General features: G+C 63.6%; 15 protein-coding genes and 2 tRNA genes. 5 read left to right on the top strand and 12 right to left on the bottom strand.

The features are described from left to right. The 3 genes from ACT4OC_RS07880 to ACT4OC_RS07870 form a co-directional block, all read right to left on the bottom strand. Positions 1-134 (bottom strand): SDR family NAD(P)-dependent oxidoreductase (locus ACT4OC_RS07880; protein ID WP_444838411.1); only part of this gene is annotated, 134 nt, incomplete at its 3' end. A gap of 140 nt (positions 135-274) precedes the next feature. After that, entirely contained in the window at positions 275-484 is a 210-nt protein-coding gene (locus ACT4OC_RS07875; RefSeq protein WP_444838409.1) for a hypothetical protein, read from the bottom strand. 5 nt (positions 485-489) lie between these two features. Further along, positions 490-681 (bottom strand): hypothetical protein, encoded by a 192-nt coding sequence (locus ACT4OC_RS07870; protein ID WP_444838408.1) that lies wholly within the window; start codon positions 679-681, stop codon positions 490-492. A gap of 183 nt (positions 682-864) precedes the next feature. Here ACT4OC_RS07870 and ACT4OC_RS07865 point away from each other — a divergent pair, with 183 nt between their 5' ends. Continuing rightward, positions 865-1251, top strand: a complete 387-nt coding sequence (locus ACT4OC_RS07865; RefSeq protein ID WP_444838407.1) for a YciI family protein — start codon at positions 865-867, stop codon at positions 1249-1251. Between the two features lie 175 nt (positions 1252-1426). Beyond that, positions 1427-1870 carry a hypothetical protein gene (locus tag ACT4OC_RS07860; protein WP_444838406.1) on the top strand — a complete coding sequence of 148 codons (444 nt, stop codon included), beginning with the start codon at positions 1427-1429 and terminating at the stop codon, positions 1868-1870. A gap of 61 nt (positions 1871-1931) precedes the next feature. On the opposite strand, the gene ACT4OC_RS07855 is transcribed toward ACT4OC_RS07860, so the two are convergent. The 3 genes from ACT4OC_RS07855 to ACT4OC_RS07845 all read right to left on the bottom strand — a co-directional run bounded on the left by ACT4OC_RS07855 (position 1932) and on the right by ACT4OC_RS07845 (position 3249). After that, positions 1932-2144 (bottom strand): hypothetical protein, encoded by a 213-nt coding sequence (locus ACT4OC_RS07855; RefSeq protein ID WP_444838405.1) that lies wholly within the window; start codon positions 2142-2144, stop codon positions 1932-1934. Between the two features lie 53 nt (positions 2145-2197). After that, the gene (locus tag ACT4OC_RS07850) at positions 2198-2788 is read right to left on the bottom strand and encodes a TMEM175 family protein (protein WP_444838404.1); all 591 of its coding nucleotides are present in this window, start codon (positions 2786-2788) and stop codon (positions 2198-2200) included. A gap of 375 nt (positions 2789-3163) precedes the next feature. Then, a tRNA-Tyr gene (locus tag ACT4OC_RS07845) sits at positions 3164-3249 on the bottom strand. Positions 3250-3465: 216 nt separating this feature from the next. Here ACT4OC_RS07845 and rlmB point away from each other — a divergent pair. Continuing rightward, complete coding sequence (rlmB, locus tag ACT4OC_RS07840; RefSeq protein WP_444838403.1) at positions 3466-4293, top strand: 23S rRNA (guanosine(2251)-2'-O)-methyltransferase RlmB; 828 nt, start codon at positions 3466-3468, stop codon at positions 4291-4293. 30 nt (positions 4294-4323) lie between these two features. On the opposite strand, the gene ACT4OC_RS07835 is transcribed toward rlmB, so the two are convergent. The 6 genes from ACT4OC_RS07835 to ACT4OC_RS07810 form a co-directional block, all read right to left on the bottom strand. Next, positions 4324-4914: an acyltransferase gene (locus ACT4OC_RS07835; protein ID WP_444838402.1), complete on the bottom strand. Its 591-nt coding sequence runs from the start codon at positions 4912-4914 to the stop codon at positions 4324-4326. Continuing rightward, positions 4911-5849: a Gfo/Idh/MocA family oxidoreductase gene (locus tag ACT4OC_RS07830; RefSeq protein ID WP_444838401.1), complete on the bottom strand. Its 939-nt coding sequence runs from the start codon at positions 5847-5849 to the stop codon at positions 4911-4913. The genes ACT4OC_RS07835 and ACT4OC_RS07830 overlap by 4 nt, the downstream gene beginning before the upstream one ends. Positions 5850-6177: 328 nt before the next feature. Beyond that, positions 6178-6678: a hypothetical protein gene (locus ACT4OC_RS07825; RefSeq protein ID WP_444838400.1), complete on the bottom strand. Its 501-nt coding sequence runs from the start codon at positions 6676-6678 to the stop codon at positions 6178-6180. 109 nt (positions 6679-6787) lie between these two features. After that, the gene (locus ACT4OC_RS07820; protein ID WP_444838399.1) at positions 6788-7246 is read right to left on the bottom strand and encodes a hypothetical protein; all 459 of its coding nucleotides are present in this window, start codon (positions 7244-7246) and stop codon (positions 6788-6790) included. A gap of 172 nt (positions 7247-7418) precedes the next feature. After that, on the bottom strand, positions 7419-8114 hold the full coding sequence (locus ACT4OC_RS07815; protein ID WP_444838398.1) for an urease accessory protein: 696 nt from the start codon (positions 8112-8114) through the stop codon (positions 7419-7421). A gap of 162 nt (positions 8115-8276) precedes the next feature. Next, on the bottom strand, positions 8277-8468 hold the full coding sequence (locus tag ACT4OC_RS07810; protein WP_444838397.1) for a hypothetical protein: 192 nt from the start codon (positions 8466-8468) through the stop codon (positions 8277-8279). 170 nt (positions 8469-8638) lie between these two features. On the opposite strand from ACT4OC_RS07810, the gene ACT4OC_RS07805 reads away from it, so the two are divergent. Together ACT4OC_RS07805 and ACT4OC_RS07800 are read left to right on the top strand one after the other, a co-directional pair. Next, positions 8639-8713, top strand: a tRNA-Thr gene (locus tag ACT4OC_RS07805). 438 nt (positions 8714-9151) lie between these two features. Next, positions 9152-9358 (top strand): hypothetical protein, encoded by a 207-nt coding sequence (locus ACT4OC_RS07800; protein WP_444838396.1) that lies wholly within the window; start codon positions 9152-9154, stop codon positions 9356-9358. Positions 9359-9440 lie beyond the last annotated feature (82 nt).

Below are 9440 nucleotides of genomic sequence, written 5' to 3'. Positions count from 1 at the left end.
GCCTCGTTGCGGCCGACCACCGCGACATCGGCGCCGGCATCCGCCAGCCCCCGCGCCATGCCAAGCCCAATGCCGCCATTGCCGCCGGTCACGATCGCGACCTTGCCGGAGAGATCGAAGGGTTGAGATTTCATTGTTTGGGTCCTTGTTACCTCGTCAGGGCCGGGCTTGACCCGGCCATCCATCTTCTTCGCGAGAATCTTGTGAAGATTGATGGATGCCCGGGTCAAGCCCGGGCATGACGAGTGTGAGGCGCGCGCCTCAGCAAGATCGTTCAAACGGGAAATCGCCGAAAGCGCTCAAAGAGGCCAACCGTCGCGATGGTCATTCCGATCGCCCAAGGCATCACCGCGCCATAGGGCTTGACGCTCAGCAGTATCGCAAAACCGCTGGTGACGAGACCCAGCATCTTTGGCGTTCCGCCGCGGACGCCGAGCGACAGCAAGAGCGGCAGGCAAAGCAGCAGGTAGAACGCGGCGGTCATGGCGGTCAGAAGCCGCTGGACCTTAAAGCGCGCGCCGGCGAACCGCTGCGGCGCTCGACGATGCGCTCGCCGCCGTTGACGGCTGAGCTGCCGTAATAGCGGTGGTGACGGGGAACGTCGTGCCAGTCGCCACCGGCGTCGGCGGCAGCCAGCCCGCGGGCGGTATCGCTGATGATGATGCCTGATTTCCGTGACATGATCCGCTCCCGTTGCGCAGTTACTGCGTTCTGCCCATCAGTCGTGCCCCGACTTCGCCACGTTCATGCCATCTGCCGCGAAATCGTGTTTCAATTCGGTTTCGTGGGGTGGCGGAGTGTCGGATTCGAGCCCGTTGCGGCGTCTTTCACCTGTGCGAATCGAACGGATAGAAGGGGTTTTCGATGCTCTACGCCATTCTCGCCTACCACGTGGAAGCCGAGGTGAATTCCTGGAGCGCGGACGAGGATGCCGCGCTGATGGCGAACCTGCGCAAGGCCCATGAGCGGCTCAACCAGGTCGGCAAGCTCGGCCCCGCCGCCCGGCTCGGCGAAACGGTGAAGGCGCGCACGCTGCGCGGGCCCGGCGAGGGCATGATGATCGACGGGCCGTTCGCGGAGACCAAGGAGCAGCTGCTGGGATTCTATATCGTGGATCTTCCCGATCAGGATGCGGCCGCCGACGCGGTACGGCACTTGCGCCGCGCCAATCCGAGCGCAGTCTACGAGGTGAGGCCGATCCGGCTGTTCATCCCCGGCAGCCCCTTTCCGGAAACTGCGGCTGAAAGTTGACGCGCGTACGCAATGGCTCGCCTTTTCGTCAACGACGGCGCGTCCCGGCACGCGTCCCGGCACGCTTGCCAAGGCGGTTCCCTGCGCCTAGCCTTTTGCGCGGCGCTAGAGGGTGGAGTTGCAGTCGGACGTATCCTCGCCCGATCAGGGCGATCACATTGAGCCGGAGGAATTGATGGCTAATCCAATACGACTTCGGGCTTCCCTTCTCGTCGCGGCGTCCGCGGCGGCGGGTCTTCTTGCAGCGGCCGCACCGGCGCAAGCCGCGCCGCTCGCCCCGACCGGCGCGCTGCAGGCGCAGGCCAACGACGCGTCCGATGTCACTGAAGTCGCCGTCGTCGTGCGCCGCGGCGTCGCGGTCGGACCGCGCGGCGGCGCCTATCGCTATCGCGGCGCCACCGTGGTGCGCCCTGCCCCGGCCGTGCGCTGGGCACGTCCAGGCTGGTATCGCTGGGGACCGGGCGGCGCGATCGCCGCCGGTGCCGCCATCGGCTTCATCGCCGCAGCAGGCGCTGCCGCCTACGCAACGGCACCGGCGCCCGCGCCGGGCATGTGCTGGTACTACACCGATCCATACCGCCGTGCCGGCTTCTGGGATTACTGCCCGGCGCGCTACTAGCGTTTGAGCACGGCGCGACAGATCAGGCGGAGGGCGAAAGCCTTCCGCCTTTTTCATTGGGTCAGGGCAGGATTGCGTTGTGCTGCTTCTTCAGCAGCCGCTTCACGGCGTTGAGCAGTGCCGCGAGCAAGGTGATCGTCAGCGCGACGGCGGCGACCGCCAGCTGCGCCAGCGACGTAATCAGGTCGACCAGAACATCCGCAAGGTCGAAATAGGCGAGGATCAGGATCGCAATCACGATCACGACCGCTGCGATGATGAGCCATTCCAGCATGGTGATTCTCCGCAGCCTTGGTCGCCGCAGCGCCACGGCGGGTTCAAACGCCGCTACGTCGTCTCCCCCTCTCCTCGCGGCGCCACGAAGCGGCGCACCAGCACCGCAAGGAAGGCCAGGCACCAGAAATACTGCACATATTGCGGGTAGACCGCGGCGACCGCGGTGCCCGGCACGAACACCAGCACCGGGAAGATCGCGCCAGCGATCTCGGGCCAGTTGTCGCGCCTCGCAAACCACCACAACAGCGCATTGAGGCCGGCGATCAGCGTCAGGTGGATGCCGTAGAGCACGGCGACCGCGCTGGAGAGGCGGTAGTTGCCGTAGAGGCCGTTGGTCACCGGCAGCAGGATGATCGAGAGCAGGAAGAGCAGGTTGAGGATCACGATGCCGCGGCCGGCCTCCGGCTGCCGCGCCAGCCTGCGGTGATGGCTGAACCAGAACAGGCCGGCGATGATGAAGGAAAGGGCCAGCGCCGACAGCTTGCCGGCGTAGAGGCGATAGAGGTCCGCCCAGTCCGGCAGGCTCGCAAACGTGCCGGTCTTCGGCAGGTCGTAAGCGAGCAGCGTCATCGCCACGCCGAAGATGGTGTTGGACAGCGATTCCAGCCGCCGCATTTCGAAGGGATCGGGAGGGGAGGACATGGGCGCATTCATACGACGGACCTGGCTAGGTTGCCCAGCCACGAGGCGCAAGACAACTACCAGTCCGCCTTCGCCCTACGGGCTTCGGCGAGACAGCCTTCGCTCGCTTCGCTTTGGAGAGAGTTTACCGGGCCTGCCGAGCCGTAGCTCGCAAGAGGATTGCCGACGCCCGTCTTCGCCCTACGGGCTACGACGAGGCAGCCTTCGCTCGCTTCGCGTTGGATAGACCTATGCTGGCCTGCCGAGCCGTAGCTCGCAAGACAACGATCAGCCCGTCTTCGCCCTACGGGCTACGACGAGGCAGCCTTCGCTCGCTTCGCGTTGGATAGACCTATGCTGGCCTGCCGAGCCGTAGCTCGCGAAGCGAGCGAAGGCTGGTGGGGGAGGCAGGACTCGAACCTGCGAAGCCATGAGGCGGCTGATTTACAGTCAGCTCCCTTTGCCACTCGGGACACTCCCCCGTCCCAACAGCGTCAGCAATTCGTCCGCAAGACGTGGCGGCGGACAGAACCATCGGTATGGCGCTGGGCCCGCGCCAGCCGTAACGGAGCGCGGTCGGGCGCGTTTATGGGTAAGCGGACCCGCAAAGTCAACCAAGGGAAACGGCTAAAGGGGGTCCAAATCGCTCCAAACGCACCCAAATTGCCAGAATCCGGAACCCGTGACACAAGCCTTGCATGAATGACCGCGACCGCAGGCCACCGTTCCGCAAGGGCGGCGGAAAATCCTTCGAAAAGGGCCGGAAACCCGCCCCCCGTCCCGCCTGGCGCGACCGCGATTCCGGCGACGGGCCGGCGATCCTCTATGGCTGGCACACGGTTTCCGCCGCGCTGGCCAATCCCCGGCGCAAGATCCGCAAATTGCTGCTGACCGAGAACGCCGCTCGCCGGCTGGCGGAGGAAAACATCGACACCCGCGTGACGCCGGAAATCGTCCGCCCGCAATTGATCGACCAGCGGCTCGGGCCGGATGCCGTGCATCAGGGCATGCTGGCGGAAGCCGAACCCCTGCCCTCGCCTGACATCTCAACGCTCAAGCAGGAAGGCATCGTGCTGGTGCTCGACCAGATCACCGACCCGCACAATGTCGGCGCCATCCTGCGCTCGGCGGCGGCCTTTGCGGTGAAGGCGATCGTCACCACGGCGCGGCACAGCCCGGAGGCGACCGGCGTGCTGGCGAAATCGGCCTCCGGCGCGCTGGAGCTGGTGCCGCTGGTGCTGGTGCAAAATCTCGCGCGCGCGCTCACCGCACTGAACGAACGCGGCTTTCTCACCGTCGGGCTCGACAGCGAGGGCTCGGACGATCTTTCCAGGATCGAATTGCGCGAACCGCTCGCGCTGGTGCTCGGCGCCGAGGGCAAGGGCCTGCGCCAGTTGACTCGCGAAACCTGCGCCACGGTGGCGCGGCTCGACATGCCCGGCGAGATCAAGAGTCTCAACGTCTCCAACGCCGCCGTGCTGGCGCTCTATGTCGGCGCGAGCCGGCTGGGATTGATGCCGAAATAGCGCCTTGCGCCAGTCCGGGACGGTGCGGAACTAGGTCGCACGCAACTCCTGGGCCGACACTAGCTCGTAGCGGGAGCCATCGAGCGGGCACACGAGATCGCTGCTCAGACGCATGCCGGCCTTGCTCATCCAGCCGATGCGCCGCGCTGGAACGCCGGCCATCAGTGCGAAGTCCGCGACGTCCTTCGTCACCACCGCGCCAGCGGCAATGAAGGCATATCGCCCAATGGTCCGCCCGCAGACGATGGTTGCGTTAGCGCCGATCGAGGCACCTTTCTTGACCAGGGTCGGCGCAAATTCCGCCTTGCGACTGACGAACGAACGAGGATTGACTACGTTCGTAAAGACGCAGGAAGGCCCGCAAAAGACATCGTCCTCGAGAGTGACCCCTTCATAGATGCTGACGTTGTTTTGAATCCGGCAACCGTTGCCGATGGCGACCCGAGGGCCAATCACAACGTTTTGCCCCACCGTACAATTGGCCCCGACCGTCACTTGACCAAGGACGTGGCTGAAATGCCAGATGCGAGTACCCGGTCCGATCGCGACCGGATCATCGACGTAGGAACTTTCATGGATCAGCACGCCCGGAAAGCGCGAATCCTCCCCCATCTGCGTCATGCTGCGCCCATCCGGTGGGCGCGATCCGAAGATCGAGATTTCAAGGCCATCGAACGCAGCTCCGAAACGATCTCAATTGATGGACGAACGTCGGCGAGCGAAAATCCCCGGCCGGCAAGTATCTCTTCATAAGAGCGGTTGTGCAGCTCTGTAAATCCCTCCGAAAACTCGATTTCAGTGCCGTCCATCGTGATCGACCGAAAAGTCCGCTTGGCCGGGTCCAGCCCCCTGGGCAGATCAGCCGCGTCGATCGACAGAAACCAACGCACGTCGGCGCGCTCGCATTCAATGAATCCTGCGGCCCGCGCAGGCTCGCGCAAATGGGCTTCGTTCAAGCGCACCTTGCCGAACACGAAGGTCAGCATGTCAAAGAAATGCACGCCGATATTGGTGGCAACGCCGCCCGATTTGTGTTCGTCGCCCTTCCACGATTCGTAGTACCAGCGGCCACGAGAGGTAATATAGGTTAGATCGACAGCGAACCGCTTGTTCGGCTGTGCTGTAACCTTGTCGCGCAAGGCACGAATCGCGTCGTGCAGCCTGAGCTGCAAGATTGTCAGAACTCGCTTACCGGTCTGGCGTTCTAGTTCTGCAAGCTCATCTATGCTGTCCGTTGTGAGCGTGATCGGCTTTTCGCATATCGCGTCGCTGCCGGAGCGCAGGGCAAAGCGCGAATGCGGATCGTGCAGGTAATTGGGCGAGCAGATCGATGTGAAGTCGATCGCCGTCCCGGACCGCCGCAGTTGATCCACGTGACGGTCAAACCGCTCGAACTCGGTAAAAAACTCCGCTTGCGGGAAATAGCTGTCCATGATCCCGACGGAATCCTTGGGATCAACCGCAACAAGGAGATCACCTCCGATATGACGAATCGCGCCAAGATGACGTGGCGCGATATAACCGCCAACACCGATCAGCGCGAACCTCTTTGACATTTCCCATCTCCCCAAGGCTCCAGGACGGATTCAAGCCGCATAGCCCGAAAAATGCAATCTGACGAGACCACTAATTCACTTGCGAACCGAAGCACGGCTATCTTTTTGAGCCTACCGCATTGCGATGACTTCGCCTGCCCGTGGTTCCGCCCGGACTGGAGCATCCTCCGGGTCCACGGAAACCCTTATCCTGAGGGGCGAGAGCTTCACAAAAACAAGAACGCCCGCTCGCGAAGCGCGAACGGGCGTTGTCTCGGATCTCTCTTCGTTTGACGCGTTTGCTTTACGCGAACCGGTACCCACTTCGCTTGAAAACGCTACGATCAGATCAGTAGTAGCGGCGCAGCGGGCGGCCGTAGTGATACGGCACGGCGTGGCGCATGCCATAATGGCGATGCGCATAGCCGTAGCGGTGGGCGTACGGACGGTAGGCGCGATAGCCATAGCCAAAGGCGCGCGGGCCCCAGTAGCGCGGACGCGCGACATAACCGTAGTTGTAAGGACGGGCGTAGTTGCTCCAGCCGGACACCGACGGCTCGTAGTAAGCCGGCTGCGGCGCCCAGGCGCCCGGACCGCTGTAGGTCGGACCCTGGTTGACGTAGTAGTACTGGGTGGTGGGCTCGGCGAGCCGCGCGGCGGCCCAGCCGCAGCCGGTGCCGCAGCCATAACCATAGCTGTAGGTCGCGACTGGGGCGACATACTGCGGCTGCACGCACGGGCTGTAGGAATAGCCGCACGGCGAACACGACGAATAACCGCACGCCGCCATTGCGGGCGACGCCGCCATGACGGCAACTGCCGCAACAACTCCTGAAATCAAATGACGCATTACTTTCTCCTGTAGGGGCCTTCTCGTTGGCGTGGGCTTACACTGATCTTTATTGAGCATGATCCTGATCCGAAAACCGGCTTCCACTTTTCGGGATCATGCTGTTGAACTAACGCGGATGCGGGCGCGGCCGCGGATGACGGCCGTGCTGCCAGTCGTAGTCGATCTGCGGCGCGACGATCACCGGCGGTGGATTGGCCGGGATCTCGAGCTGTGGGGTCGATTGCGCCGACCAGGAGCGGTAGTAGCTTTCGGCTTCAGGCGGCAATTTGCGATTGGCTGGCGGTTCGACTTCGAGGCGGCCGTAGCCGGGCATGTGGCCCGCGCTGGGATAGTAGTGGCCGACATTGGGCACCGGATTGACATAGCGGCCGCCGTAGACCGTGGGCTCCACGTGCGTACCCCGCAGGAGACCCCAATCGCCCTCGACCACCGCATAGGATGCATCGACGCCATTGATGATCACGGGCACGCCCACCTTGCCTGGAATCACGATCTCGAAGCCGCCGCCGGCCAAAGCCTGCGACGTCATCGCCATCAAGAATGCCAGTGCAACGCCTGCGCGCATTTCCCTGTACCCGCCTTTGTTTCGCCGCAACCTAATCGAATGCACGGGCCCAAGGGTTAAGGCGGCGGGCGAAACTGCAGGTAAGCCTAACGCGCAAGGATTTTCCCTCGGGCAAATGCGAGCGAGTGCGATCAGGAAATGTTAACGCGGGAACCGCTGCGGGCCCGCCGTTTCAAGCGAGCGCGTTCTCCGCAAATGTCACGACGCCGACGGTGATCGTGACGATCCCGACTGCACCCTGCAGCGCTTGATTGGCCGCGGTGAGGAAACGCGCCGAAACCGCAAGCGGAACGGCAATCACGGCGGACAGCGCACCCATTCCGATCATCGAGCCGACGCCGAACAGCGCGACATAGCCGAGTCCGGCCGCGGGGCTCGCGGCCTGCGTCGTCGCAAGCACCAGCAGCGCCGCGGAACCCGCCATGCCATGCATCAGGCCGACCAGCAACGTCCGCCAGCGGAAACCGTGCGCGTGAACATGGGCGGCTCGAGCATGCGGCAGCCTCTCGCCGGCATGGCTGTGGGCGTGGAAGTGCACCGTGCCGTCGGCATGGCCGTGACGGTGGAAATGCACCCGGTCGCGCCACAGCCGCCACAGCACATGGCTGCCTAAGGCCATCAGCATGATGCCGACGGCACCTTCGATTGGCCGCGCGACGGTCTCCGGGATGGCGCGGCCGAGCAGGATGGCGACGCCGGCAAACACGAACAGGGTCAGGGTGTGGCCGAGGCCCCAGGTCAGCCCGTGCCTGACGATGTCACCGACACGGCTGCGCCGCGCGGCGATGCTGGAGACGGCGGCGATATGATCGGCCTCGAGCGCATGCTGCATGCCGAGCAGGAAACCGAGACCCAGAATTCCGAACATGCGTTGCTCACACCGTCATTGCGAGCGAAGCGAAGCAATCCATGGCTGCCAAAGAGTGGATTGCTTCGTCGCTGGCGCTCCTCGCAATGACGGCTCGTGCCGGCGAAACCGTCTGTTGGACCAGCATTCAAACGGCACTGACCCTATTTGCCAAGTACTTCCTCAAACAATGCCCGCATCGCCGCCCACGAACGCCGGTCCGACTGCGCGTGATAGAGCGCCGTGCGCATCATCGAGCCCCAGCCCCTCGTGGAACACGAGCACCCCCGGACGCGGGCTCGCGCCGGCCTCGAAGAGGAGAAGGCCGCGCATGGTCGCGCCATCGGCGGCATAGTCGATGTCCTGCGTCCGCATTTTCCGGATTCTTCCCAACCCCTTGGGGTTGGAAATTCACAGAGGTTGCGAACCCGCACAACGGGAAAATCGCAGCCGCCGAGGGTGGTTCTTTAAGGCCAAGTCTGGTATTCGACGCCTCGGTTCGACGGCGTTCGCGCCTGATTTTCGTTGCCGATTCCAGTCATGCAGCCGGCTTAGCTCAGCGGTAGAGCAGCGGTTTTGTAAACCGAAGGTCGGGGGTTCAATCCCCTCAGCCGGCACCATTCGTTCCAGTCAAGAGCCACTCACAGCCTTAGGTAGGTTATCCAAGCCACCTGTTGATTCCCGATTGGTTGACGGCGACTCGCAAATCAGAATCCATGCAAGGCCTTCCAGTATGGAGGGTGCCGTGTCCGACCCATTTACGGATTTCATGACCGGCCAAATGTCAGAGAAGTTGGTTCGGTTCGACAGGTGGTTTTACGGCTTCTTGTACGTCGCGCTCGCAGGAGGTGTTCTAGCCCTAGCCGCGGTCATGGCATTTACCTGACGCCGCGCCTTCGGCGCCAATCCCCACTCCACCCGCGCAACGGGCGTTTGTTGGTGCGCAGACTGACACGGGCGATACGCCGAACCCGCGGATGCGCCCTCAGCCGGCACCATTGGCTGCGGCCGACCGGTCTTCCGGGGAACCGCCTCCCGCCTCCTCGCGTTTTCCCGGCATGCGAATCCGTGAAGAAAGCCGCAACATGGTCCTGCTGGCCACGGTTACGGCCGTCAGCGCGATCGTTGCCGCCGGCGTTGCCCTGCTCGGTTCGACCGAGGCCCAGCCGTCCGCGGTGAAGCCGGCGGCCTATCTCGCCGACTCGACACCCGTACGTGTCGTCGGCGCGCCGTTCGTGCCGAACACCGATCCGCACCGTCGCTGACATAGTGCGGTGACCTGACACCGGCGAAAGCTCCTGTGTGTCACTGTTTTATCACCTTGCGCGAAAAACCGATCGCTGCAGT

It is taken from the genome of Bradyrhizobium sp., assembly GCF_052389815.1.
In the GTDB taxonomy this organism is placed as follows: Bacteria; Pseudomonadota; Alphaproteobacteria; order Rhizobiales; family Xanthobacteraceae; genus Bradyrhizobium.
Note: the sequence above shows the minus strand (reverse complement) of the source record. Positions and strands in the feature narration are given on the sequence as shown.